Origin of the sequence: Empedobacter sp. UBA3239, assembly GCF_002362875.1 — a bacterium.
GTDB classification, from domain to species: domain Bacteria; phylum Bacteroidota; class Bacteroidia; order Flavobacteriales; family Weeksellaceae; genus Empedobacter; species Empedobacter falsenii_B.
Genome location: NZ_DEVJ01000060.1, coordinates 68,569 through 94,715, shown reverse-complemented (window position 1 = coordinate 94,715; position 26,147 = coordinate 68,569). Strand labels below are relative to the sequence as shown.

The window sequence follows — 26,147 nt, the reverse complement described above, 5'->3', positions numbered from 1 at the left end:
CTAAATAAAGTATTAATTATTCATTCAATTTTCAACACTTTTTGATGATAAAATAGAACAATTTGAAGATTTTAAATTAAAAACACCCTATTCTGCAAATTTATTTTTCAAAAGAAAGCTTATAAAACAGAATAATATTCTATAAACAACTTCGTAAATATACTTTTTTAACATTAATAAGTCGAATTAAGTATTAATATCTAAATATTATTTTGTTATATCCAAATTCAATAGAAAATTTTTAAATTTGACACCAAACAAAAGTAACTTTTTAAAATGGAAACCGATACTATTTTGATCACCGGTGCTTTAGGACAAATTGGTTCTGAATTGGCTGAGAAATTAAAAACCATTCATGGAAAAAATAATGTAATTATTTCTGATATACGTGATCCTAAAGATGTTGATTACGATGGAATTTACGAAGTAATTGACGTAATTGATGCTGATCGAATAAAAGAAGTCATTGCAAAACACAATATTAAAACTGTTTATCATTTAGCTGCTCTACTTTCTGGTACAGCTGAAAAAAATCCAATGTTTGGTTGGAAATTAAACATGGACACTTTGCTTACTTTCCTAGAATTAGCGAAAGATAAAGTAATCGATAAAATCTTTTGGCCTTCTTCTATTGGCGTTTTTGGTCCAGATACACCAAAAAACAATACACCACAAAATACAATTCAGACTCCTTCTACAGTTTATGGTATTTCTAAATTATCAGGAGAATACTGGTGCAAATGGTACCAACAAAATCATAATGTAGACGTTCGTTCTATTCGTTTCCCTGGTCTTATTTCTTGGAAAACTCCTGCTGGAGGTGGAACTACAGATTATGCTGTTGACATTTATTACAAAGCAATCGAGGATGGAAAATATACTTCTTTCTTGAAAGAAGGAACTTATTTACCAATGTTGTATATGGATGATGCGATAAATGCAATTGTTGAATTAATGTCTGCTGATCCAAAACAATTAGGCGAATTTAAATCTTATAATTTAGGAGGTTTAAGTTTTGCTCCAGAAGATTTAGCGGCAGAAATCAAAAAACATATTCCAAATTTCACAATCGATTATGCGCCAGATTTCCGTCAAGCTATTGCTGATACTTGGCCTTCTTCTATCGATGATTCTGTTGCAAAAGCAGATTGGGGATTTGAACCAAAATTTGATATCGATAAAATGACAACTACAATGTTAGACAATTTGAAAATAAAATTAGGTAAAGCTTAATTTTTTCTTACAATACAATATTTTAGGAATGCTCTTTGATAATTTTTTGGTTAAAAAACCACAAAATATGTCAGGAGCATTTTCTAATTTAAAAAATATCGTCCATCTACTAAAATCTGTTAATTTAGAGCAATTAAATAAAATTTCTCAAAAAGTAGATTTACCTCTTTTAATGGAAAACTTTTCGAAACTTGATGATAAACAACTTCAAGGAATGATGAAAATGTTAAATCCAAATAAAAAACACAAAGAACTTCCTCCAATTGAAGGTGATTTCTACGATGTTTTTCACACTTTAACTCCAGAACAACGCAAATTACAGCTAAAAGTGAGAGCTTTTATGGAAAAAGAAGTTAAACCAATCGTTAATGATTATTGGCTTCGTGATCAATTTCCTTTCGAATTAATTCCAAAATTTAAAGAACTTAACATTTGTGGCGTCACTTACGACGGTTATGGTTGTCCAAATTTACCTTTTATTATGGAAGGCGTTTTGGCAATGGAAATGGCTCGTGTAGATGCTTCAACCGCTACTTTTTTTGGCGTACAATCTGGTCTATCAATGGGATCAATTTATATGTGCGGATCGGAAGAACAAAAAGCAAAATGGTTACCACAAATGCAAAAATTTGATAAAATTGGCGCTTTTGGACTAACTGAACCCGAAGTTGGTTCTGGTGCAGCAGGAGGTTTGACCACAACATGTAAAAAAACAAAAGAAGGTTGGATTTTAAATGGCCAAAAGAAATGGATTGGTAATGCGACTTTTGCAGATTTAGTGATTATTTGGGCAAGAGATTTGGATGATGGAGAAGTAAAAGGTTTTATTGTAGAAAAAGATAATCCTGGTTTTTCTGTAGAAAAAATCAAAGGAAAAATGGCTTTACGAATTGTTCAGAATGGCTTGATTACTCTGAAAGATTGTTTAATTACAGAAGAAAATCGTTTACAAAATGCTAATTCATTTAAAGACACGGCAAAAGTATTGCGAATGACGAGAGCTGGAGTTGCTTGGATGGCAACTGGATGTGCTCGTGGAGCATATGAAAGCGCCTTAGATTATACTCGAAATCGAAAACAATTTGGAAAAGCAATTGCTTCTTTTCAAATGATACAAGGACATTTGGTCGAAATGTTATCTAATTTAACAGCAATGCAAACTTTAGTTTTTCGCTTATCTGAAATGCAAGACGAGGGAATTTTACTAGATGAACACGCATCTTTAGCTAAAGTCTTTTGTACAATGAGAACACGAGATGTCGTTTCACGAGCACGAGAAGTAATGGGTGGAAATGGAATATTATTAGAGCATGACGTCGCTCGTTTTGTTGCCGACTCCGAAGCCATTTACAGCTACGAAGGCACAAAAGAAATCAATTCGCTTATTGTAGGTCGATCTATCACAGGATTTAGCGCATTTGTTTAAAATTAAAAAAGCTGAGCAACCTACTCAGCTTTTTTGTTCTTTATATTTTGACAAAACCTATATCTTAGGTTCTTGTTGACTCAAACAATGGAAAGATCCTAGTCCCCAAATAATATCTGTAGAATCTATTCCTACAACTTTACGATCGGGGAAACATTTCTGAATAATATCCAAAGCAATTGCATCTTTTGCACAACGATAAGTTGGTACAATGACAGATTTATTCGCAATATAAAAATTCGCATAAGAAGCAGGTAAACGCTCACCTTCGCAATAAACCGCATCCGGCATTGGCAATTCAATAATGTTTAATGGACGTCCATCTCGTAATTTCATTTCTTGCAATTGGCGAAGATTCACTTGCAACAATTCGTAGTTATCATCCGATTCATCTGTTTCAACAACCGTCAAAACTGTATCTTCATTTACAAAACGAATTGTATCATCAATGTGTCCATCCGTATCATCACCAACAATTCCGTCTTCTACCCATAGAATTTGCGAAACTCCGTAATAATTTCTTAAAAATTCTTCGATTTGTTCTTGCGAATAATCTGGATTACGATTTTCATTCAATAAACAAGATTTTGATGTCATCAACGTATCTTTTCCATTGAATTCGACTGAACCTCCTTCCATAATAATTCCAGGATGAAAAACAGGAAGATTAAATTCTGCACCAATTCTTGTTGGCACAACATCATCATTTTCGAAAGGTGGATATTTTCCTCCCCACGCATTGAATCCCCAATCTACAATAACTTTTGGGTTATCAAGATTATTTTTATTCAACAAAAATGCAGGACCATGATCTCGACACCAAGCATCGTTTGTTTCGTTAAAATAGAACTCAACTTGTGACAAATTTGCATCCGTTTTTTCGATAAAAGACAAAGCAAAAATTTTCATTTCTTCATCTTTTACATTAATGCGAACTTTTTCACCTTTCGATAATTCAGCAATAAATTCAGCATAAGCTGGATAAATTAAATGAATACGATCTGGCCAAGATTCTTCTTTGTGCGGCCAAGACAACCAAGTTGCTTCGTGTTCTTCCCATTCAGCAGGAAATCTATATCCTAAATCTTTTGGAAATTTTGATGTATCTATAGTGTTCAATTTTATTTCTTTTCTAAAAGTTTAAACGTATTTTCGATATGTCCAGTAGCTTTCCAATTATCATGACCAGAAATAACTTGTTTAATCGTTGGATGTTTTACAACTAATTTCTGTATTGTTTTTGGCCATTCAATAACATTAGCTTCGCCTGTGTAACCTAAATTTATAGCGTCAGCACCTTTTATCAAACAACCCCCATTCAACACTTTATATTTCGGAAACCAAACCACAACATTATCAGAAGTATGTCCTTCTCCAAAATATTCAACAACAAACTTTTCATTACCAAATTTGTATGTTTTACCTAATTCAATCTCAAATTTAGAAGTTGCTTTTCCTTCTTTTTTTAATTTAGAATTGGTTAAAGAAGTTGCATAAGTAGGAATATTCAAATCATTATAAAAACTTAAATCTCCTGCTCTATCATCATGCGAATGTGTTGCAAACACAGCGATAACTGGCAAATTATACTTTTCTTGCAACATATCATTTAATTCTTGATATTGCGATTTCTGCCAAGGAACATCAAACAAAACGATTCCTTTATTCGTTACCAAATACATTCCATTTGCATTATACTCAACTCCATTAAACGAATTGAATGTTTGATAAACAAATAAATTGTTATTAATCGGATCAATCTGAATTGGTTTTATTTGACCAAATGCAAAACTTCCTATCAATGCTATAAGTGAAAATAATTTCTTCATTAATCCTCGTCTATAAAACGTTTTGTAATTGGTTGATAAGAATCGATGCGGCGATCTCTTAAGAAAGGCCAGTGTTTACGGAAGAAATCAGATTCGTTCAAATCCAATTCAACCACTTCTGTTTCCTCTTTATCATGCGTTGCTAAGTACAACAATTTTCCCTGCGCATTTGTCGCAAAAGAGCCTCCCCAGAACTTCATTGCTCCATCTTGCTCAAAACCAACACGATTTACAGAAATAACCGGAACTCCATTCGCAACCGCATGTGAACGCTGAATTGTTTGCCAAGCATTGTATTGATCTTGATTTGTTTCTTCGTCTTGCGTCGTATCCCAACCAATCGCAGTAGGATAAAATAAAATTTCCGCACCCATCAATGCTGTAATACGAGAGGCTTCTGGATACCATTGATCCCAACAAATTAATACACCAATTTTTCCAAATTTAGTATCAAAAACTTTGTAACCTAAATCCCCTGGAGTAAAATAGAATTTTTCATAAAACGCAGGATCATCTGGGATATGCATTTTACGATATTTTCCTAAATATTGTCCATCAGCATCTAAAATAGCTGTTGTATTGTGGTATAAACCTTGCGCACGTTTCTCAAATAAAGAAGCAATAATTACAACTCCTAATTCTTTTGCTACAACTGATAACGCATCTGTTGATGGTCCAGGAATTGATTCTGCTAAATCGAAGTTGTCGTAATCTTCTACATCACAGAAATATAATGAGGTAAACAATTCTTGCAAACACACAATTTGAGCGCCTTTTGCAGCTGCTACTTTTACTTGCTCTATTGCTTTGTTTAAATTTTCTTGTTTGTTATTAGTACAAGTCATTTGTACCATTCCAACTTTAACTTTTGCCATTTTATAAATAGGTCTAAAAATAAAAATGAATAATAATTACAAAAATAGCGAATTTAGTAGGATTTAATCTATTAGAATTTATATTTAAGAATATTTTATGTTTCAAATGTGATGAAATTTAAATTTCTATCAATCTATCTAACAATGCTATTTTGAGAACAGATTTAAGAAAATTTTAAAAAAAATTTACCTAAATATTATAATTTTTAACAAGTCTTTATTAAATTGTAACTTCTAATTTTGTCGCGAATAATTTAAAACATGAAAAAATTAATTGCCCTTTCTTGTCTTTTTAGCGGAATATTTATTTCAGCTCAAAGTCAAGAAAGTTACATTTTAGCAGAAAATTCTGCCTCTTCATCCACTTCTATCTCTACAAAAAAAATAACTTATGACGATCATTTAATGGCCGCAGAATCATTCAACGTTCCAATCGTGAAGAGTTTTGATGATATTGAAGGTTTAGTTGCTACAAAAAAATTAGTTGCAATTCCTGAAGAAGGAAATGGGTACACAATTGAGAAATTAACACACAGTAAAGCATTCTTAAATAACAGAGCAAAAACTGTGTTGGAACGAATTGCTTCAAAATTTCTGGACGAAAACAATGCTACAATTACTGTAACTTCGCTTACCCGTTCTGAAGAAAGTCAAGCAAGTTTAAGACGAGTAAATAGCAATGCAACAAAAGGCGAAAGTTCTCATAACTATGGTGCTTCTTTTGATTTGTCGTATACAAAATTCAATAATAAATATACGTATAGCAAAACTCATCGTGATAATTTAGAAGCGATTTTAAAACAATTGCAAGAAGACGGTAAAATTTACTATATCAAAGAATATAGACAACACTGTTTTCATGTAACGGTTCGTAATCCCGATCAATTTAAATCAACAACAATGTAATATATAAAAGTTCTTTTCTATTTTTGCAGAAGAGAATTGAATCATGAAACAATTTTTAACAACTTTTTTTATTTGCTCTTCTTTACTCGGTTACGCTCAATCGCGAGTTGTTATAGAGCCTTCTAAAGAATATGTTCAGCATTTGAATGCCGCAAAATCTCATAAACTTGAGCTAATTGATGGTGATAAAAAGTTGAACAAATACATCAATCAAGGTAAATTGGTTAAAATAAAACAACGTGGTTATGGTTGGCGAGTTGGTGATTTAACACATAGTCATTCGTATCTTATTCCAAAAGGTCGAGAGATTTTGACAAGTATTGCAAGAGATTTTGTAAAAACAACAGGTCAAAATTTTTTCGTTGTTACATCAATGACACGAACGCTACATGATCAAAATCGTTTGAGAGGAATTAATAAAAATGCTTCTTCTAATGATAGTTCACATAATTTTGGTGCTGCTTTTGATATTTCTTATGTTAGGTTTAATCATAAAATTAGACCTGATTCTAAACTAGAAAAAGAGTTAGAACAAGTGCTAAAAAATTATGTTAGAACAGGTAAAATTTACTACGTAAAAGAATCTAAAATTAGATGTTTTCATATTATCGTTCGGAATTATTAAATTCTGAACGATTTTTTTTTGTTTGTAAATAATAACTATACAATAATCCTATAAACACAAACAAACTACAAAAACCAAATAAGTTTGACATTCCAAACAAACTGATTACACCACCAATTAGAGGACCTGTAATTCCCAATGAAATATCAATAAACAAGCCGTACGCAGCTAAAGCAGCTCCTTTGCTATTATCCGAAACCAAAGCAACTGCCTCTACTCCCATCGCAGGAAAAACCAATGAAAAACCAATTCCTGTAATACCTGCACCAATAAGAGCGATAAAAGAATTCGGAGCACTAAAAAGAATTAATAAACCTATCGTTTCGACTATCATGCAAATAATTCCAACTTTTAATCCTCCTAATGTATTAATTGAGCTATTAAAAAATAATCGTCTTACGATAAATAACAAGCTGAAAACACTTAAACATAAAGCTGCATTCGACCAACTATAAAAGTCGTAGTAAAGTGTTATAAAATTGGAAATTCCACCAAATCCAATACCCGCAAGTGCTAAACAAATTCCAAAAGGAGCAACTGTTTTCAATACACTTATAAATGGTTGCGGAACTTTTGAAACTGCAGTTAATATATTCTCTTTATTTCTAGCTAAAAAATAACCTATAATCGCACAAACAATACTAAACAAACCAATAAAACCAAGTCCAAAATATTGATTTAAGATAACTCCCAACGGTGCTCCAATTGCCAATGCACCATAACTAGCAACACCATTATAAGAAATTGCTTTCGCTGTATGTTGTTGTCCAATTTTTAAAATTACCCAGTTTATCGGACTTCCACCTACCATTCCTTCTGCTGCACCAGTAACCAATCTCGCAAGTACAAGAATAGCTAATGACAAAAAATGATTGTTTCTTGTGAAGTAACAAAAGTATAATAAAACTCCAGCTAAAATAAACAAACTCATACTCAATAAAACGGCTGGTTTAGGACCTTTTGTATCTACAATTTTTCCGGCATAACCTCTCAATATAAAAGTTGTCACATATTGCAAACTAATTACAATACCCGCTACAAGCTCAGTAAAACCTAATGTTTTTGTAATAAAAATAGGTAGAATAGCCAAAGGTAAACCTATCAGTAAATAACCTATAAATGAAAAACTTACATAACCTATAATTTGCATGAAAATTTGTCGCGAACTCATACTTAATTTCTCTTCCATAACATAATGCAATCGGTTGCAAAATTAAGGGATTTAATAATGAAGGACAATTATTCCCTCATTATTAAATATAAAAATGTTTTATTCTTATTTACTTAAATTTAATCTTTACTTATTGTTATGTTAATCCGAAACCCGCATAAAATATAGAATTTTAACATCTACAAAACAAGAGATTCACACAATGAAAAAAATCGTATTATCGCTGGTATTATTTGGAAGTTTTTATACTTCTGTCAACGCTCAACAACTTGCTAAAGGAATTGTTTTTGAAGATAAAAATCAAAACAATAAATTCGATAAATCAGAAAAACGTTTGGCAAACGTGCAAATTAGTAACGGAAAACAAGTTGTTTCGACAAATGATAAAGGAGAATATCAAATCGAGATTGATAAGGAAACTATTTTGTTTGTCATTAAACCAACAAATTATAAAGTTCCTACAAACGAATTCAATCAGCCACAATTCTACTACATCAACAAACCTAAAGGCTCTCCAAAATTAGAATATGCAGGTTCTGCTCCAACTGGAAATACTCCAAAGAGTATTGATTTTGCTTTAATTCCTACAAAAGAAAACGAAAAATTTTCGGCTTTAATTTTTGGTGATCCTCAAGCTTATACAGAAGAAGAAATCGAGTATTTCTCTAAAGGTGTAATTGATGATGTTAAAGGAATAAAAGGTATGGAATTCGGACTTTCTTTAGGAGATTTGGTTGGTGATGATTTGAATTTGCATCCATCTTATATAAAAGCTGTTTCGAAAGTTGGTTTACCTTGGTACAATGTTATGGGAAATCACGATATGAATTATGATGCAAAAGAAGATCAATATTCGGATGAAACGTTCGAGAAAAATTTCGGTCCAAATAATTATTCATATAATATCGGTAAAGCACATTTTATTGTTTTAGATGATATTTTATATCCAGATCCTCGCGATGGAAAAGGATATTGGGGAGGTTTCCGTCCTGATCAATTAGAGTTTATCAAAAATGATTTAAAATTTGTTCCAAAAGATCATTTAATTGTTTTAGCATTTCATATTCCGTTGCGTGACACACGTCCAGAAGATAGAAATCAATTATTCGAATTGTTAAAAGATTATTCAAATACAGTTTCGATGTCTGCTCATACACATTTCCAAGAACAGATTTTTTATGCAAATCAAGATGGTTGGCAACAACAAAAACCTCATCACGAGTACAATGTTGGAACAACTTCTGGTGATTGGTATTCTGGACCAAAAGACGCTAAAGGAGTTCCGGCTTCTACGATGCGCGATGGTACACCAAAAGGTTATGCCTTTTTGCATGTAGATGGTAATCAATATAAATTTGATTATAAAGTTGCGAATTCACCAAAAGAAAAACAAATCGACTTGTACCACACAAAAAAAGTAAAAGAAGGTAAACGCAATCGTGCTTTTTTATATGCTAATTTCTTTATGGGACATGAATCAAATAAAGTTGAATATCGCGTAAATAACGGTGAGTGGAAAGAGATGAATTGGGATCCAACAGTTGATTACAATTATATGGAAACTATCATGAAAATTGATAATGCAGAAATTACAAATATTGGAAACAGACCTTCTGCTCCAGAAATTTCGAAACATATTTGGTCAGTTCGTTTACCGAATAAACTAAAAGCGGGAGCTTATCAAATTGAAGTTCGAGCAACCGATTTGTACGGAAATACTTTTACAGAAAAATCTTCTTTCGAAGTTATCAAATAACCGTTTTATATACATCTTGAAAAGCCACTTCAAAAGAAGTGGCTTTTTTAAATAAAATATTTTACAATTTATTCATGTTAAATAAAAATCAATAAACCATTAATCGGATGTAAAAATAACATCAAAACTTCTATTTTAGTAATGTTTACTTAAAAATCTCTTAACAATGAGTTAAACAATTTCATAAACAGAAGTTCTAGTTTTGTTAAAATTTTTAACACATAAACATTTCACATTTACAGCTATGAAACAATTAAAATTACCACTACTTCTACTTGGTGGATTTTTAAGTTTACACGCCAATGCTAAAACTTACATTCATACAAATTATTATCATTCAATTTCTCAAGATCAGAATCCAATCAAAGGTCAAATCGTTGATCAAAACGGATTAGGAGTTGCAGATGTAGAAATCATCATCAAGGGAACATCTTTTAAAACATTTACAGATGGAGATGGTTTTTTCGAATTTGTTTCAGTAAGTGTTGCTCATCCTACATTATTGGTAAATTCATCTCAACACAAATTTATTGAATACACACCGAAAGATATTTCTCAAGTAAAAATTACTTTACAAGAAGAAACAAATCAATTAAATGAAGTTGTTGTCACAGCCTTAGGAATAAAACGTGAAGAAAAACAACTTGGATATTCTCAACAAAAATTAGATGGAGATGATTTTACTAATGCTCGTTCTAACAATTGGGTAGATAATATGAAAGGTAAAGTTGCTGGAATGGAATTTATTTCCGCTAGTTCTGGTCCAATGAATTCTACAAAAGTTGTGTTACGAGGAAATCGTTCTGTAGATTTAGGAGCAAATGGAGCCTTAATTGTTGTGGATGGAATTCCTATAAATTCTGATATGTCTTCTTCTGGAGAAGGAAATGGATACTTATCTAAAGATGCGCCTGTAGATTTTGGTAATGGAATGTCTGATATAAATCCTGATGATATTGAAAATGTTACCGTTCTTAAAGGTGCTGGTGCTACTGCTTTATATGGTTCCCGAGCAGCTAATGGAGCTATTATGATTACAACTAAATCTGGAAAGAAAAATCAAGGTTTAGGTATTACCTTCTCATCTAATTATGTTGTAGATGTTATTCAACGTTGGCCAGAATGGCAAACAGAATATGGCTCTGGTACAGGTAAAGCTTTTAATGATGCTGGAGAATTATATTATTCTTATAAGGCAAGTGAAGATGGACCTGCTACACAAAGTAATTTAGGTTTTGGTCCGAAATTTAATGGACAATATTATTATCAATACGATCCCGAAACAGGATTAATGGGAACCGAAAGAACTTTATGGAGAAATTATGATAATGCCAGAAAAGGATTCTGGAAAGCAGGAACAACGCTAACAAATAGTTTGTCTCTTTCTGGAGGAAATGATAAAGGTTCTTTTAGAGCTTCTGTTACACATACAGACAACAAATGGATAATGCCTAATACAGGATTTGAACGTTTAGTATTATCTACAAAAGGTGATTACAAAATTTCTGATCATATAAAATTAAATACATCTATTAATTATTCTAATAGAAACAGTGACAACTTACCTTCTACTGGATATAATAACCATACAATTTCATATTTTATGATTTTAACGAATGCCAATAATAATATCAATTGGTACAAAAATATGTGGTTAGACAAAGGTAAAACACAACTTAATAGTCCTTTTAGTTCATATTTAGACAATCCATATGCATTAGTTTATGAAGTAATAAACAGCATGAACAATAACACATTGACAGGAAATATTAGTGCAGAGATTGATTTTACAAAAAACTTAAAATTAATGGTTCGCTCTGGAATTAATGCTCAAGATGAGTTTAGAGAACTAAAACGTCCATATGATTTGGTTAAATATGCCGAAGGATATTATCAACGACAAAACATCACATCAACAGAAATAAATACTGATTTTTTACTTTCTTATAACAGTAATAAAAAGCAAGATTTCACTTACAATTTTTCTGTTGGAGGAAATAGAATGTCTACAAAATATAAACGTATAAACGCCTCTGCTACTGGCCTATCTATTCCTGATGTATATAAATTAGCAAATGCAAAATATGGTATTATAACCACTACAGGAGATTATGAAAAGAAAGTGAATAGTATTTATGGATTAGCTTCTTTTGCTTACCGAGATCGCATTTTCTTAGATTTAACAGCAAGAAATGATTGGTCTTCTACTTTACCAGAAAAAAACAATTCATACTTTTACCCTTCTGCTAATCTTAGTGTAATTCTAAGTGATATTCTTCATTTACCTAAGTCTATAATTAATTATGCAAAGCTAAGAACTTCTTGGGCACAAGTAGGAAACGATTCAAAACCTTATATCGTAAGCAAATACTACGACAACAATGATTTTCAAGGCTCTGCGCAAGTTGATAATTCTTTATTTAATGCTGATTTAAAACCCGAAACAACAAACTCTTTTGAAATGGGATTAGAATCACAATTTCTTAAAAATAGAATTGGATTTGATGTATCATTCTACAACACCATTTCTAAAAACCAAATCATTAACGTTCCTCTAGATTACTCAACGGGATATTCGACAAAATGGATTAACGCAGGAAAGGTTAAGAATGAAGGAATAGAAGCTATGATTTATTTCAAACCTATTAAATCAAAAAATATAGAATGGACAACTCGCTTTACTTACTCTAAAAATAATAATGAGATATTAGAACTTGCAGCTGGTATTGAGGGAGGTGATGAACAAACTATCGCAACTTCTGGTACTGTATCAATTATAGGTAAAGTTGGTGGTTCTCTAGGAGATATGTATGGTTATGGATTTGTCAGAAATAACGAAGGTAAAATTATATATGATGCTAAAACTGGTTTACCTGTCCGCCCTACCGAAATTCAATATATAGGAAATGCATTTGCTGATTGGAAAGGAGGTTGGAGTAATACTTTGAATGTTAAAAATTGGACATTAAATGTTACAATTGATGGTTCTTTTGGCGGATTATTATATTCTCAATCTTATCATAAAACAATGGAACATGGACATCTGAAAGGATCTTTACCTGGACGTGAAGATGGATATATTATAGGCGACGGAGTTGTCATAAACCCTGATGGATCATATTCTCAAAACACAACAAAAGTCAAAGTACCAGACTATTACTCAGAATACTATAGACGTGCAAATGTTGAGGCTAATAGCTTTGAAAATACATATGTAAAATTAAGAGAGATAAGTATTGGTTATAGTTTTCCTAAAAAATTAATCGAAAAACATCACTTAAAAGGCTTAACATTAAGCATTTTCGGACGAAATCTCTACACATGGTCAGATTTTCCATTTTATGATCCTGAAACTGCTGCACTCAATGGAAGTAGTATGGTTCCAGGTGTAGAAATGGGACAACTACCATCTCCAGCAACTTATGGATTTAATCTTAAAGTTAATTTATAATCTTTTACAAAATGAAAAAAATAAAACATATCACACTTGGATTAATATTTGCAGTTTCTTTCAACAGCTGTACAGATGATTTTGAAGAAACAAACACAGATCCAAATCGTTTAGAAACTATTAGTCCTGCAACATTATTAAATCCAATTTTATATAGTTTAACAAATCATAATTCATATTCTGCTTGGCACAACCGCACAGCTCATTTTATGCAAGGAATTGTACCTTATCCATCTAATGCTTCCGGTGGATATCATCGATACGATGTTACAGATGATATTGGAACAACAATGTGGAATAATCATTACAAGTGGTTAAAAAATTTAGATGAAATGGAAGAAGCCGCAATCAATGCTAATGATCAAAATTATCAAGCTGTTGCGTTAACATTAAAAGCTTGGGCATATGCTAATTTAACAGATTGTTTTGGAGATATACCTTTTTCCGAAGCTTCTAAAGCAGATAAAGGAATAGAGAAACCAAAATTTGATCGTCAACAAGATATTTATAAATCAGTTTTAGAATATTTGGAGAAAGCAAATGGACTATACAATACAAAACAATCTATGATATATACAGCAGATTTACTGTATAATAATGATGTCTCAAAATGGCAAAAATTGACAAACTCACTTCATTTACGTTTACTTTTACGTATTAGTGATATTCAACCAACAGAAACTATTAATAAGATTAATACTATTCTGAATGATCCTGCAAAATATCCTGTTTTCATAAATAATACAGATAATGCAATCTTAATAAATACAGGTGTCACACCAAATACAACACCTTGGCCTCGTATTCAAGATTATGCAGCAGATAAAAAATTATCTACTTTTCTTATTGATAATCTTTTACAATTAAATGATCCACGAATCACAATTTGGGCAACAAAAGCAAAAGATTTAAAAGGAAATGATATTGGTTACAAAGGAATCCCAAGCGGATATGCATTCAATGATAGTTCCATCAAATATACTCCATCGGCTCCAAATAATGTTGTAGCTCTAGCTCCCATGAAAAACATTGTTATGACTTACGGAGAACTACAACTTATAAAGGCTGAGTTAGCTCAAAAAGGATTAATACCTGGAGATGCAAAAGCTTTTTATGAAGATGGAGTAAAAGCATCTATGGAAGTATGGGGAACAACAATTTCTTCTGATTATTTTACTAACTCATTTGCCGAATATAATGGCACATTAGAACGAATAATGCTCCAAAAATATTTTACATTATATTTTACTGATAATCAACAATGGATGGAATTTAGACGAACTGGATTTCCTATTTTACCACTACAAACAAATTTATTTAATAATGGTAAGATGCCTATTCGTTATCCATATCCTCCGAATGTAAAAATGCAAAACAAAGAAAATTATCAAATTGCAGTACAACAAATGGGTGGTGATGATATAAATACGCGTGTTTGGTGGGATGTGAAATAATTGCTTTCACACTCATATTTTATAGAAAACGGCTTTTTTTCAAAAGCCGTTTTCGTTTTATTTGTACCTTCACTAAAAATAATACAAACTAATGCATATCGAAGAATTAAGAGATTATTGTCTAGGACTTCCACAAGTCGAAGAAAAATTTCCTTTTGATCAATCTACTTTGGTCTTTTATATCGCTGGAAAAATGTTTTGTCTTTGTGATATTGACGATTTTGATTCTGTAAATATCAAATGTGATCCCGATAATGCAATCGAATTACGCGCAACTTTCGAAGCTGTAATTCCTGGTTATCACATGAACAAAAAGCATTGGAATACCGTTAAAATTCATCAAGACGTGAAAGACATTCAAATCAAAGAATGGATAAAAGATTCTTATAATTTAGTCATCTTAACTTTACCAAAATCCAAACGTTCTGAGTTACTTAAAGAATAATTTAAACTTAATTCTTAATATTTTTAGGTTATTTATATAGATATTATCATCTTTGTCTTTCAATGGGGTGCTAAAAAGCTGAGAATATACCCAAGAACAATTTTGTTCTATACCTGATCCAGATAATGCTGGCGGAGGAATTGATGTTAGCAATAACTTCTATCTCCTCATCAAAACAAATTATGATGAAGGAAATTATTTTACAAACAACTTGGCTCGAATGGCTGGGTGTCACTTTTTCTATTTTTCAAGTCGTATTGGCGAGATTCAACAATCCAAAAAATTATTTATTTGGAATTACAGGAATTACATTATCGCTTTTCGTCATGTTCAATTCTAAGCTATATGCTGAGTTCACTCTTAATATTTATTATTTAGTGATGAGCATTTATGGTTGGTTATATTGGAAATACGGACAACAAAAACACGAAATAAAAATTACAAAAACGAATAAAAAAGAATGGGCAGTTGTTACAGGAATTGTTTTAAGTAGTTTTACCATTTTTTATTTAGCACTTACACATATCACCGATTCTGACGTTCCTATTTGGGATTCAATCGTAAGCGCATTTGCATGGGCAGGTATGTGGTTAATGGCAAAACGTAAACTCGAAAATTGGATATTGTTGAATATTAGTAACATTATTTCAATTCCATTAATGATTCACAAAGATTTGTATTTATACGCTATTTTATCGTTGATTTTATTCTGTGTGGCGATTTCTGGATATTTTAATTGGAGAAAAATTTTGAATGAAAATAATGCTTGATATTCCCAAACTTCAAAAAGAATTATTGAATAAAGAATCCTTTAATCAAGTAGTTCTCCATCTTATTTATACTCAAAATTGGTTGAATATTTGGGTTCCGAAACAATACAATGGACTTGGCTTACATTTTTCTGAAGGATTAAAAATTCTTCAATCAGTTGCTAAAATTGACGGAAGTTTAGGTTGGTTTATAACGCTTTGTAGTGGAGCAAATTATTTTTCTCGAAATCTAAAACCCGATATTGCTTATAATTTATTTTCTTCACAAAAAACGTGTTTTGGTGGAAGCGGAATGCTTGGTGGAACTGCTGAAAAAGTTGGAGATAAATATGTCATAAACGGTTTGTGGCATTATGCAACTGGCGCTCCTTACCTCACTCATTTTACATTAAATGCGAAAATAATCGAAGATGGAAAAGAAAAATTGGATAAAAATGGTGAACCAAAGTTTTTGTCATTTATTTTAAATAAATCTCAAGTTAAATTAATTTCAACTTGGAAATCAATGGGAATGGTTGCTACATCTTCTCATAGTTTTGAAGTAGAAAATGAAATCGTTCATCAAGATTATAGTTTTATATATAATGAATTTTATAGTGATGATTTGGTCGAAAAAATACCTTTCCGAATTTTTGCTGATTTAACTTTATTGGTAAATTATCTTGGAATGGCAGAACATTTTATCGAAAAAAGTTTAGAGATTATTCAATACCAAAAACAAACTAATTTTGATAATTTCGTTATTAAATCAACTTCGAAAACTATTGAATTTGCTAAAACAATAGAAAATATATTGACAAATAATTCTTCTATTTCAGAAGAAATCGAAACTGAAATTCATTCATTTGGAATAGAAACTGTTGAGAAAATCACTCAATTTATCATTGAAATTTATCCACAACTTGGGATTAAAGCTTCAAAAATAAATGAAGAAATCAATCAAATTTTCAGAGATTATTTTACCGCAACCCAACACCGAAATTTTAGACAAAATATTCAACTCAAATAGTCTATTTATCTATATTTGCAAAACTTTTGGCTGCGTAATTTAATGGATAGAATATCAGATTCCGGTTCTGACAGTATGAGTTCGAGTCTCATCGTGGTCATTTTTTTTTTTTTTTGCAATTTTTTTTATAGTTTAGCATATCACTAATTATTAATTAACACGTTATTATGAGAAAAAAATTACTATCTCTTTTATCGATAGCAGCAGTAGCTATATCTTTTGGTCAAACTTATACAACGCAAAATAGTGGTATCCCCGTACAATCGTTTGGAGCAAGAGAATATTCTATTGTAGATCCTAACACAGCATGGATTACTTATTTTGATGGGGCTGGTACTCAAACATATCCTAAATATGTAGGGGTAACAACTAATGGAGGATCAACTTGGAAAGCTAATCTAGTATCTAACTTACCTTCAAATGCATTAATATCAGATGTTGGAGCTATAAATGGTACAACAGCATTTATTGTAACAGCACCTGCATCAGGTTCTGGATCTGCAAATGGTTTATGGAAAACAACAGATAGCGGAACATCATGGACTAAAGTTTCAGGAGTATTTGGAACTAGTTCTTTCGGAAATATCATTCATTTCTTCGATGCAAATAATGGTTTGGTTATTGGAGATCCTATTAATGGTAAATATGAAATGTACAAAACAACAGATGGAGGAAATTCTTGGAGTACATTAAGTACTGCACCTTCAACTTTAGCTAGTACTGAATATGGATATGTAGCTGGTAGAGTATTTTTAGGAGAAGATTTATGGTTAACTTCAAATACTGGTAGAATTTTACATACAAATGATAGAGGAGCTACTTGGAAATCTTACTTCTCTCCAGTCGATGATTTTTCAGGTGAAGACTCAAGTGCTAGCATGTCCTTTTCTTCATCTAAATATGGATTGTTAGTAGATAATACAGCTGTATTATGGTTCACTGAAGATAGTGGAGCTAACTGGGACGTTATGTCATCAAATAGTTATTATGATGGAGATATTTCATATATTCCTGGATCTAATGGTATTTTCCTTTCAACAGGATTTAGCTCAACTTCAGAATTAGGTGTAGGATCTGCTTATTCTAAAGATAATGGTAAAACTTGGACTAAGATTGATGATGGTCAACAAAGATTATTTATCGGAGCTTATGATTGTAAATCTGTTTGGGTAGGTCATTTCACTTCAGATACAAAAGGAACAGGTGGAGTTTTAAAATTAAATGATATTCCAGGATGTTCATTAGCTACGACAGAACAAACAGCAACAAAAGTTGAATTAAAAGCTGTTGTAAATGGTGGTACACTTAATGTTATTTCAAACAAAGAAATAAAAAGCGTATTGGTTGGAGATTTAACAGGAAGAAAACTTTCAGAAGTACAATCTAAAGATGTTAATATCTCTGCATTAAAAGCTGGTGTATACTATGCTCGCGTAGCTTATGCTGATGGTGCTTATGGAACAGTGAAGTTTATTGTAAAATAATTTACATCCTATAAAATTTAGAAAGGACAAAACCAAGGTTTTGTCCTTTTCTATTTCTACATTTGCCAAAATTTTTCAGTTTTGGAAATCGATATTTTATTCTATTTATGCATGGCAGCTTTTTGCGCTGGCTTCATCGACTCTATTGTTGGTGGTGGTGGATTAATACAAACGCCATTATCACTTGCTTTTTTACCTAATTTACCTGTTTCAATAGTAATCGGAACGCTAAAAATTCCAGCATTTAGTGGAACAGCTTTAGCAACTTCACAATATCTAAAAAAGGTAAAAATAGATTGGAAACTTTTCACGATTATGGCTATATGCGCATTTGTTTCTGCTTTTTTAGGTTCGCAATTGTTAACGGTTATCAATAATGATTTTATGAAGCCTGTTTTGTTAATCATTTTGATTGTTTTAGCCATTTACACTATTTTCAAGAAAGATTTTGGACAAGCAACCGAGCGTAAAATTCCTTACCACATTGCGATTATCAATGGTTGTATTGTGAGTATTGCAGTTGGTTTTTACGATGGCTTTATTGGTCCTGCAACTGGAACTTTCTTTATTTTGGGATTCGTAACACTTCTTGGAATGGATTTTTTGAAAGCTAATACTAATGCAAAACTGATCAATTTAGCAACTAATTTTGGTTCGATTTGTTTGTTTTTAATCAAAGGGCAAATTATCTAAAAAATAGCTTTACCAATGGCTATTTGCAACGCTTTAGGAGGTTTTATTGGAGCAAAATTAGCCATCAACAAAGGGAATAAATTTATTCGATACATATTTATTTTGGTAATCCTACTCTCAATTTGTAGATTTGGTTATGAAGTAATTTTCAAGTAAATGAAAACCATTTTTTCAATTATTTTTGTTTCTGCATTTATCACTGTTTTTTCTCAAAAGTTTGAGTTAAAAGATTCAGTTTTGATTGAAAATAGGACAATCAAATCAATTGATACTGATCTAAATAATTCGATTTATTTGATTTCAGATACTAGAATTGAAAAAATATTTCAGTCGAAAAAGAACAAAAGTATTGATCTCAAGAATATTATTACTTCAGTTGATGTCAATAATCCACTTCGAGCTTATGTATATTCAAATTTTAATCAACTCACTATTTTAGATGAAGATTTGAATCCTATTCAGGATATTGTAAAGATTAAATCAAACGATTTTATGCCAGCTGCATTAAAAGTTGTTGACACGCAATTTTGTTGGTTTTATGATTTAATCGGGAATAAAATTGTTTACTATAATTATCAATTGCAAAAACCAATTCTGACATCAAAACAAATCTATTTAAAACATAATGATCAATCAATCGATAAAATACATGTGTACAAAAATTTGGTGTATTTAAAAGGTCATAAAACGATTTATGTTTACGATGATTATGGAAATTTCAAATCTAATTTTGAATTTGACACTAATCAGCAACCTTTTTATTTTTATAAAGATGTTATTTTATATATAAATGACAATAAGCTAATATCAAAAAACATTATCAATCAAAATTTGACGACTTTTATTGATTTAGAAAATGTAAAAAGTTTTGCACTTAGCGAAAAAAATCTTTATACTTTGGTCGAAAATAAAATTTACACTTATACTATTTTAAGTACAAACGATTAATAATAAGCTATTTAATCAATTAAAACTAATTACTAATCCTTATTTATTTTTAATTTATAATTGAATAAAAATTCATAAATCAATCGGAATAATTTTTTTCTAAAAAAAGATTTTTCTATGAGTCACTTGCTTAGATTTTGTTTTGAAAATTAAGCTTTAGTATATTTGCAAACGTTAAAATAATTGGAAAATGCATATCGCCATAGCCGGAAATATTGGAGCAGGTAAAACTACTCTAACAAACCTTTTAGCAAAACAATACAACTGGACAGCTCAGTTTGAAGATGTAGAAATGAATCCGTATTTGGATGATTTTTACAACGACATGGAAAAATGGGCGTTCAATCTTCAGATTTATTTCTTAGGAAGCCGTTTTAATCAAGTAAAAGAGATTAGAGAAAGCGGAAAAGACATTATTCAGGATCGTACAATTTACGAAGATGCGCATATTTTTGCGAGTAACTTGAACGATATGGGATTATTGTCTACAAGAGATTATAACAACTATTTGCGTGTTTTTAATTTGATGACAAGTTTTGTAGAAGCACCAGATTTATTGATTTATCTTAAAGCTTCAATTCCTACATTGGTTTCGCAAATTCAGAAACGCGGTCGCGATTACGAAAATTCGATTAGTATTGATTATTTGAATCGTCTAAACGAGAAATACGACAAGTGGATTTCGAATTATAAAGAAGGAAAAGTATTGGTAATCGACGTGGACAATTTAGATTTTGTTGAAAATAAAGAAGATTTAGGATTCATTTTCAATAAAATAGAAGGAGAAATTAACGGACTTTTTTAGTCAGAAAAAATAAAGTAACTTGCACGGCTTGATTTTAAATTTAATCAGGCCGTTTTTCTGCGTAAAAAATTATGGAAAATAAAAGTATTTTGAAGGGAGTTTTGTTCGTTGCAATGGGTGCTAGTTTCTACGGAATGTTAGCAACATTTGTAAAAATTGCATACGATCAAGGCTATACGACTGCCGAGGTAACAACTTCTCAGTTTGTATTAGGAATTTTGATTTTGGGAATCATCAACTTATTTATGATGAGTAAAAAAGATTTACCAAAGATTGAACAAAAAGATAAAAAAAGGTTGATTCTTGCTGGAACTTCGTTAGGTTTCACAAGTTTATTTTACTATCTAGCGGTACAATATATCAATGTATCAATCGCAATTGTATTGTTGATGCAAACGGTTTGGATTAGTATTTTGGTTGAGAGTATTTTGGGTAAACAATTTCCTTCTGCCAAAAAATTAATTGCAATGGTTTTGGTATTATTTGGAACTGTTTTGGCAACAAATTTAATCAACCAAGAAGTCGAATTAAATCCTAAAGGATTGTTTTGGGGATTTTTAGCGGCTTGTTCTTTTACGGCTACCATGTTTACATCGAATAGTTTGGCTAATTATTTACCGGCTTATAAAAAAAGTTTGTGGATGCTTTTTGGAGGTTCTATTATTGTGTCTCTATTTTTATTTTTTAGCCAAATCGGACCTTATTACTTTGATGGTTTAATGAGCTTTTACAACAACTTTTCAAATGATGTAAATGGAATTCATGCATTCAATTTTAGCATTTTTTATACTTGGGGATTACCGTTGGCAATTTTCGGAACTGTCTTACCTCCTATTCTTTTAAACAAAGGTTTTCCGCACACAGGATTAGGTTTGGGAAGTATTGTTTCTTCGTTAGAATTACCCGTTTCAGTAACCATGGCTTTTGTGCTTTTACATGAACAAGTACTCGCAATACAATGGACAGGAATCGCCGTTATTATTTTTGCTATTATTATATCAAATCTGAATTTTAAGAAAAAATAAATTCAAAATGACGAATTCTTATAAGTCAATGAAAATTCAATCACAAAAAAAGCCAACTCGTAATAAGTTGGCTTTGTATTTTGAGTAAAATCTAAATTATTTCACCAAAATTTTATTCGCTAATTGATTTGTTCCATCAATTTTTTCTTGAATTGGTAAACCTAATAACTTCGCAAGCATTGGATAGATTTCTGTATTTGGAAAAACTTTAATCTCTTTACCAGACTTAATATTTGGTCCCCAAGCCATAAAAGTCGCTTTCATTTCAGGCGTTTCTTTTACATAAAAACCATGCGAGCCTTTCGGTGCATTTTTGTTTGAGAAATAGTTTGGCGCATGTGCAATCAAGATAATATCTCCAATACGATTGTATCGATCATTCTTTTTATCAAAATGATATTTAGATGGGACATTTGTTGTTTTATACACTTCGAACGTATTATTCTGAACTGCTTTTATCTCTTTGTAAATTGATTCGATATCATTTTTATCTTTTACAAAAAGACTTACATAAGAACCATTTGAAGCAACTTGTACTTTTGATTCATCAATTTTAATTGGCAATTTCAATGGATTTTCATCATCAATTCTTGTCATTCCATGATCAGAAACAAAAACAAAATTCACTTTCAAACCTGTTTTTGCAACCTCATCATTCAATTTCTTGATTGATTGATCTACAAATTGTACAGCTTCCTTTGTTTCAGGTGCATCAGGACCAAAAGAATGCCCTGCGTGATCTACTTCCGGAAAATAAAACGTAATTAAATGTGGACGTTTTTCAGCTGGTAACTCCAACCAATTTACAACTTGCTGAATACGGTAATCAATTGGTGATTTTTCAGAATACTTGTACGAATACGTTGGGAACATACCATTAATAGGCGCTTCCGAACCTGGCCAATAATAACAAGCAGCTAACATTTTGTTCTGTTCTGCAAGGTTCCAAATTGGCGTTCCTCCGTACCATTTCGGATTGATAACCGCATTTCTATTCCCCAACGAATAACGATCACCAACTTCTCTGTCTAGCATATTATTTCCCACCAAACCATGATGAATAGGCGTTAAACCAGTTACAATTGTGTAATGATTTGGAAATGTAACCGAAGGAAAAGACGGATACATGGCATTAGCTTTCACTCCATTTTTAGCTAAAGCTAATAGATTTTTAGCTTCATGTTTTTGAGCATAATCATAACGAAAACCATCTGCCGAAATCAAGATAACATAAGGTTTATCTTGTTGTTTGGCATCATTTACACGATTTTCGATTACGATTTGTTCTTCGATTTCTTGTGCGTTTGCTGTAACTGAGAACGTTAAAACAATTGCAGAAAATATACTAAGTATTGATTTTTTCATGCCTCAAATTTAGAAAGTTTTATACTTAGAATGAATTAAAAAAATGTCAAATCTTCATAAAAAGTAATAAAAAACTGATTTATAAATAAACCAATTTCATAATATGTTAAGCAAAATTTATCAAATCTTCGTAGGCTTTTTTTGCCCCTTCAAAAACTTGTTGTTGCTCTTCTTCAGTTGTAAATTCTTGATTAATATAACCAATAAAAGTTTTCCAGATTTGACCAAGGTTTTCGCCGTAATGTCCAAAATAATTGAAACTTTTATACTCTAAAAAAGGATACTTTTTCAGTGTTTTTGCAATTACATTTCCGCCAAGCATAGAACCTTCTATCACATACAAAGCTCCAATTGCTTCGGCTCTATTTTGAAGCTCGAATTGTTTTGGTACATTCAATTCTTCTAAACCTAACTCATTGATATCTTGTTCAATCAAAGATAATTTATTCAATTTTGTTAAAACTAAATTTTCTAAATCTTTTTCATTCAAAAGTTGTTTAATAGAATCTTCATAAGATTTTAGAAAAATATGATTAACCTGCAACATTTTATAGTAATTTTTATCTGTAAATGTGCTGTTAAACAATTTATTCGACTCTAATTTATCTTCAATTTCTTTGTGATAAACCGCTGTTTTTTCTTTTAAATAATCAGATAGCATTCGTTAGATTTTTTTAAATGTTAATATAAAAGTTGTTTCTTCTCCTACTCTACTTTCAAAAGATATATCACCATTCATTCTGTCCATCATTCTATGCGCAATCGAAAGTCCAACTCCGTTTCCAGAAATGTTTCCAGTGTTAGACATTCTGCTAAATAGCTTGAACATTTTATGATAATCTTCTTCTTTTATGCCAATTCCGTTATCTTTTATTTTGAAGATAACTTCTTTATTATTGATTTCAGATGATATTTCAACCTTTGGGTGTTTTGCTTGAGATGAATATTTTATAGCATTACCAATAATATTCAGAAAAACCTCATAAAACATTGTTTTATCCCCCAAAACATTATGTATTTCTTTTACAACAACTTCAGTATTGTTAATCTTATAATACAACAAAACATCGTGTATAATCTTTTCTATGATTGGTTTTGTTTCGATTGTAGACAATACAATTTCTGATTTTTTAGCTTTACTCAACGCCAAAAGATCCTGCATCATTTGTGTCATTCGATCAATTTCTTCAATAACACTTCTTAATCGATCATTTTTAATTTCATCATCTTTCAAACTTCGTTGAAGCATCTGACAATTCAATTTCATCACCGATAATGGTGTGCGTAAATCATGAGAAACTGTATAGGTAAACGAGTCTAATTCGTCATTTATTTCTTTTAACTGTTCATATAAACTATGAATTTTGAACGACTGTAAATGAAGTGTTTCTATAATTAACTTAATCACTTCTTTCGCAACATATTTCTCCTTATCTAACCAAATAAACGATTTATTCTTAATGTTCTCTTGCCAAATTTTGAAAGAAGTTCGAGGAGAAAAACTGTGTATTTCATCACCATTTATAACATCTACATTTTTAATTTTACTTGGTTCTCCAGCCCAATTTAAGGTTTGAACTTGTTCTTTTTTGAACCAAATAATAAAATGTTCGTAAGTTTGATTTAGAAAACAAAACATTACACCAGCCGAACTTGGACTAAGCCTAAGCTCTTGTCCATAATCTAGATAAAAAGTATTCGAGGTAAATAAACGTGCTGAGTTTCTTTTAAATGCCCATTCTTTTATTCTCAAAATTTCTTCTTTATCTGGCGTTTCGCCTTCTACAAAAACATCGTCAAAATTAACCAATGCAATTCCATCTGCCTTTGTAAGATTAAGAACCTCTTTTAGATTATTGTTCATTGATTGCTGAAGATTTTCTTCTGTTAAAAGATTCTCTTTCAATTTAATCGCTGTTTCATTAAAATAATTTTGAAACTTTAATCGTTCAGTTGCTTTAAAATTTACATAAGTCAATCTTGCTTGACGCGTTAATAATTCGGTTTGCAAACGAACTTGATTTGGAATAAATTTTGGCTTAGAATTCTGACACGCTACAATTCCCCATAATTTCTCGTTAATTACAATAGAAATAGAAAAACTTGCTTCACAATTAGCATTACGCAAATACTGTAGATGTATCGGAGAAAGTGCTCTAACAGAAGAGTACTTCAAGTTAATTTTGTGATAATTTACATTACAAATTAAAATGATTCTTTTACTGTTAACATCTGCAACCAAACGGCTTTTTTTCTCTAAATACAGTTGACGTGCTTGTTTAGGAATATCAAATTCTGGATAACGCAAACCCATATAAGAATCTAATCCCTTATCAATTTCTTCCGCTATAACAACGCCGCTGCCATCTTCCAAAAATTTATATAGCATTACTCTCTCGTAATGAATCAAACTCTTTATAGATGAAATTAACAAATTCCAAGTTGAGCTTATAGACTTTGAGTACAAGATTTGTTCAGAAAAATTATAATAGGCTAATCTGTTTTCTAAAATAATTAATTCTTCTAACTCCAAATAAATCAATTCCTCAAAATGATAGACTGTTAAATGATAAATTTTCGAATTAACTTTTGTATTAGTTCGGTAAAAATCACCTTGTTCTAAATTCAAAACCTCGTCAAAATCAAGCTCAAAATCATGAAGTTGATTAATGTCTTGACTTAATATCTTTTCGGTAGAAATTTCAAATAATTCATCAATATTTTGAGAAAAAAATTCAATTTGAAGCGAATTTTTATGAATTCCTATCAAATATCCAAAAGGTTGAATTTCGTTGAGAAACTGAATTTCTTCGTCTTCACAATTTTTGATGATTTGGTTGGTCATATAAATGGTTTAGGAGTGTAATTATGAATCTA

Annotated in this window: 21 protein-coding genes, 1 tRNA gene and 1 pseudogene; 16 read left to right on the top strand and 7 right to left on the bottom strand. The window is 31.0% G+C overall.

Translation table 11 applies throughout. The features are described from left to right. Window positions 1-276: 276 nt before the first annotated feature. Window positions 277-1,233 (top strand): NAD-dependent epimerase/dehydratase family protein, encoded by a 957-nt coding sequence (locus B4G36_RS08710; protein ID WP_291063400.1) that lies wholly within the window; start codon window positions 277-279, stop codon window positions 1,231-1,233. A 67-nt stretch (window positions 1,234-1,300) separates the two neighbouring features. After that, the gene (locus B4G36_RS08705) at window positions 1,301-2,659 is read left to right on the top strand and encodes an acyl-CoA dehydrogenase family protein (protein WP_291063398.1); all 1,359 of its coding nucleotides are present in this window, start codon (window positions 1,301-1,303) and stop codon (window positions 2,657-2,659) included. A 57-nt stretch (window positions 2,660-2,716) separates the two neighbouring features. Here the strand turns inward: B4G36_RS08705 and B4G36_RS08700 are convergent, their stop codons facing one another. Genes B4G36_RS08700 through B4G36_RS08690 form a run of 3 tightly spaced genes read right to left on the bottom strand, consistent with a single transcriptional unit; the run spans window position 2,717 to window position 5,363 of the window. Then, entirely contained in the window at window positions 2,717-3,778 is a 1,062-nt protein-coding gene (locus B4G36_RS08700; RefSeq protein WP_291063396.1) for an agmatine deiminase family protein, read from the bottom strand. A 2-nt stretch (window positions 3,779-3,780) separates the two neighbouring features. After that, entirely contained in the window at window positions 3,781-4,488 is a 708-nt protein-coding gene (gene blaEBR, locus B4G36_RS08695; protein ID WP_291063394.1) for an EBR family subclass B1 metallo-beta-lactamase, read from the bottom strand. Further along, window positions 4,488-5,363: a carbon-nitrogen hydrolase gene (locus B4G36_RS08690; RefSeq protein ID WP_038333641.1), complete on the bottom strand. Its 876-nt coding sequence runs from the start codon at window positions 5,361-5,363 to the stop codon at window positions 4,488-4,490. The genes blaEBR and B4G36_RS08690 overlap by 1 nt, the downstream gene beginning before the upstream one ends. Before the next feature lie 261 nt (window positions 5,364-5,624). Between B4G36_RS08690 and B4G36_RS08685 the strand changes: the two genes are divergently transcribed. After that, complete coding sequence (locus B4G36_RS08685; protein WP_291063392.1) at window positions 5,625-6,269, top strand: DUF5715 family protein; 645 nt, start codon at window positions 5,625-5,627, stop codon at window positions 6,267-6,269. Between the two features lie 43 nt (window positions 6,270-6,312). Next, window positions 6,313-6,894: a DUF5715 family protein gene (locus B4G36_RS08680; protein WP_291063390.1), complete on the top strand. Its 582-nt coding sequence runs from the start codon at window positions 6,313-6,315 to the stop codon at window positions 6,892-6,894. On the opposite strand, the gene B4G36_RS08675 is transcribed toward B4G36_RS08680, so the two are convergent. After that, window positions 6,875-8,065, bottom strand: a complete 1,191-nt coding sequence (locus tag B4G36_RS08675; RefSeq protein ID WP_291063388.1) for an MFS transporter — start codon at window positions 8,063-8,065, stop codon at window positions 6,875-6,877. The genes B4G36_RS08680 and B4G36_RS08675 overlap by 20 nt on opposite strands. A 202-nt stretch (window positions 8,066-8,267) precedes the next feature. Between B4G36_RS08675 and B4G36_RS08670 the strand changes: the two genes are divergently transcribed. From B4G36_RS08670 to B4G36_RS08615, 12 genes and pseudogenes are all read left to right on the top strand, one after another. Then, a complete protein-coding gene (locus B4G36_RS08670) occupies window positions 8,268-9,821 on the top strand; it encodes a calcineurin-like phosphoesterase C-terminal domain-containing protein (protein ID WP_291063386.1) in 1,554 nt (517 codons plus the stop codon). Between the two features lie 244 nt (window positions 9,822-10,065). After that, entirely contained in the window at window positions 10,066-13,272 is a 3,207-nt protein-coding gene (locus tag B4G36_RS08665) for a SusC/RagA family TonB-linked outer membrane protein (protein WP_135834603.1), read from the top strand. An 11-nt stretch (window positions 13,273-13,283) separates the two neighbouring features. Continuing rightward, complete coding sequence (locus tag B4G36_RS08660; protein ID WP_291063385.1) at window positions 13,284-14,726, top strand: SusD/RagB family nutrient-binding outer membrane lipoprotein; 1,443 nt, start codon at window positions 13,284-13,286, stop codon at window positions 14,724-14,726. 91 nt (window positions 14,727-14,817) lie between these two features. Beyond that, window positions 14,818-15,171 (top strand): MmcQ/YjbR family DNA-binding protein, encoded by a 354-nt coding sequence (locus B4G36_RS08655; RefSeq protein WP_291063384.1) that lies wholly within the window; start codon window positions 14,818-14,820, stop codon window positions 15,169-15,171. A gap of 182 nt (window positions 15,172-15,353) precedes the next feature. After that, window positions 15,354-15,941 (top strand): nicotinamide riboside transporter PnuC, encoded by a 588-nt coding sequence (gene pnuC / locus B4G36_RS08650; protein ID WP_291063445.1) that lies wholly within the window; start codon window positions 15,354-15,356, stop codon window positions 15,939-15,941. Further along, window positions 15,925-16,950 carry a hypothetical protein gene (locus tag B4G36_RS08645; RefSeq protein WP_291063383.1) on the top strand — a complete coding sequence of 342 codons (1,026 nt, stop codon included), beginning with the start codon at window positions 15,925-15,927 and terminating at the stop codon, window positions 16,948-16,950. The genes pnuC and B4G36_RS08645 overlap by 17 nt, the downstream gene beginning before the upstream one ends. A 28-nt stretch (window positions 16,951-16,978) precedes the next feature. Beyond that, a tRNA-Arg gene (locus B4G36_RS08640) sits at window positions 16,979-17,050 on the top strand. A gap of 67 nt (window positions 17,051-17,117) precedes the next feature. Next, window positions 17,118-18,434 carry a YCF48-related protein gene (locus B4G36_RS08635; RefSeq protein WP_291063382.1) on the top strand — a complete coding sequence of 439 codons (1,317 nt, stop codon included), beginning with the start codon at window positions 17,118-17,120 and terminating at the stop codon, window positions 18,432-18,434. Between the two features lie 81 nt (window positions 18,435-18,515). Beyond that, window positions 18,516-19,283: pseudogene (locus tag B4G36_RS08630) on the top strand (sulfite exporter TauE/SafE family protein). Beyond that, window positions 19,284-20,075 carry a hypothetical protein gene (locus tag B4G36_RS08625; protein ID WP_291063381.1) on the top strand — a complete coding sequence of 264 codons (792 nt, stop codon included), beginning with the start codon at window positions 19,284-19,286 and terminating at the stop codon, window positions 20,073-20,075. A 190-nt stretch (window positions 20,076-20,265) separates the two neighbouring features. Then, window positions 20,266-20,880 carry a deoxynucleoside kinase gene (locus B4G36_RS08620; RefSeq protein WP_038333632.1) on the top strand — a complete coding sequence of 205 codons (615 nt, stop codon included), beginning with the start codon at window positions 20,266-20,268 and terminating at the stop codon, window positions 20,878-20,880. A gap of 71 nt (window positions 20,881-20,951) precedes the next feature. Next, window positions 20,952-21,905, top strand: a complete 954-nt coding sequence (locus B4G36_RS08615) for an EamA family transporter (RefSeq protein WP_125350139.1) — start codon at window positions 20,952-20,954, stop codon at window positions 21,903-21,905. Window positions 21,906-22,001: 96 nt separating this feature from the next. Here the strand turns inward: B4G36_RS08615 and B4G36_RS08610 are convergent, their stop codons facing one another. The 3 genes from B4G36_RS08610 to B4G36_RS08600 all read right to left on the bottom strand — a co-directional run bounded on the left by B4G36_RS08610 (window position 22,002) and on the right by B4G36_RS08600 (window position 26,115). Further along, window positions 22,002-23,270, bottom strand: coding sequence for an ectonucleotide pyrophosphatase/phosphodiesterase (locus B4G36_RS08610; RefSeq protein WP_291063379.1), 1,269 nt, complete (start codon window positions 23,268-23,270; stop codon window positions 22,002-22,004). Window positions 23,271-23,376: 106 nt separating this feature from the next. Continuing rightward, complete coding sequence (locus B4G36_RS08605; protein ID WP_221856833.1) at window positions 23,377-23,931, bottom strand: biliverdin-producing heme oxygenase; 555 nt, start codon at window positions 23,929-23,931, stop codon at window positions 23,377-23,379. Between the two features lie 3 nt (window positions 23,932-23,934). Continuing rightward, window positions 23,935-26,115, bottom strand: coding sequence for an ATP-binding protein (locus B4G36_RS08600; RefSeq protein ID WP_291063377.1), 2,181 nt, complete (start codon window positions 26,113-26,115; stop codon window positions 23,935-23,937). Window positions 26,116-26,147: the final 32 nt, after the last annotated feature.

Bases quoted from the DNA above. Each gene is read 5' to 3' on its own strand.
- B4G36_RS08710 (WP_291063400.1), top strand. From the start codon at position 277: ATGGAAACCGATACTATTTTGATCACCGGTGCTTTAGGACAAATTGGT.
- B4G36_RS08705 (WP_291063398.1), top strand. From the start codon at position 1,301: ATGTCAGGAGCATTTTCTAATTTAAAAAATATCGTCCATCTACTAAAA.
- blaEBR (WP_291063394.1), bottom strand. From the start codon at position 4,488: ATGAAGAAATTATTTTCACTTATAGCATTGATAGGAAGTTTTGCATTT.
- B4G36_RS08690 (WP_038333641.1), bottom strand. From the start codon at position 5,363: ATGGCAAAAGTTAAAGTTGGAATGGTACAAATGACTTGTACTAATAAC.
- B4G36_RS08685 (WP_291063392.1), top strand. From the start codon at position 5,625: ATGAAAAAATTAATTGCCCTTTCTTGTCTTTTTAGCGGAATATTTATT.
- B4G36_RS08680 (WP_291063390.1), top strand. From the start codon at position 6,313: ATGAAACAATTTTTAACAACTTTTTTTATTTGCTCTTCTTTACTCGGT.
- B4G36_RS08675 (WP_291063388.1), bottom strand. From the start codon at position 8,065: ATGAGTTCGCGACAAATTTTCATGCAAATTATAGGTTATGTAAGTTTT.
- B4G36_RS08670 (WP_291063386.1), top strand. From the start codon at position 8,268: ATGAAAAAAATCGTATTATCGCTGGTATTATTTGGAAGTTTTTATACT.
- B4G36_RS08665 (WP_135834603.1), top strand. From the start codon at position 10,066: ATGAAACAATTAAAATTACCACTACTTCTACTTGGTGGATTTTTAAGT.
- B4G36_RS08660 (WP_291063385.1), top strand. From the start codon at position 13,284: ATGAAAAAAATAAAACATATCACACTTGGATTAATATTTGCAGTTTCT.
- B4G36_RS08655 (WP_291063384.1), top strand. From the start codon at position 14,818: ATGCATATCGAAGAATTAAGAGATTATTGTCTAGGACTTCCACAAGTC.
- pnuC (WP_291063445.1), top strand. From the start codon at position 15,354: ATGATGAAGGAAATTATTTTACAAACAACTTGGCTCGAATGGCTGGGT.
- B4G36_RS08645 (WP_291063383.1), top strand. From the start codon at position 15,925: ATGAAAATAATGCTTGATATTCCCAAACTTCAAAAAGAATTATTGAAT.
- B4G36_RS08635 (WP_291063382.1), top strand. From the start codon at position 17,118: ATGAGAAAAAAATTACTATCTCTTTTATCGATAGCAGCAGTAGCTATA.
- B4G36_RS08625 (WP_291063381.1), top strand. From the start codon at position 19,284: ATGAAAACCATTTTTTCAATTATTTTTGTTTCTGCATTTATCACTGTT.
- B4G36_RS08620 (WP_038333632.1), top strand. From the start codon at position 20,266: ATGCATATCGCCATAGCCGGAAATATTGGAGCAGGTAAAACTACTCTA.
- B4G36_RS08615 (WP_125350139.1), top strand. From the start codon at position 20,952: ATGGAAAATAAAAGTATTTTGAAGGGAGTTTTGTTCGTTGCAATGGGT.
- B4G36_RS08610 (WP_291063379.1), bottom strand. From the start codon at position 23,270: ATGAAAAAATCAATACTTAGTATATTTTCTGCAATTGTTTTAACGTTC.
- B4G36_RS08605 (WP_221856833.1), bottom strand. From the start codon at position 23,931: ATGCTATCTGATTATTTAAAAGAAAAAACAGCGGTTTATCACAAAGAA.
- B4G36_RS08600 (WP_291063377.1), bottom strand. From the start codon at position 26,115: ATGACCAACCAAATCATCAAAAATTGTGAAGACGAAGAAATTCAGTTT.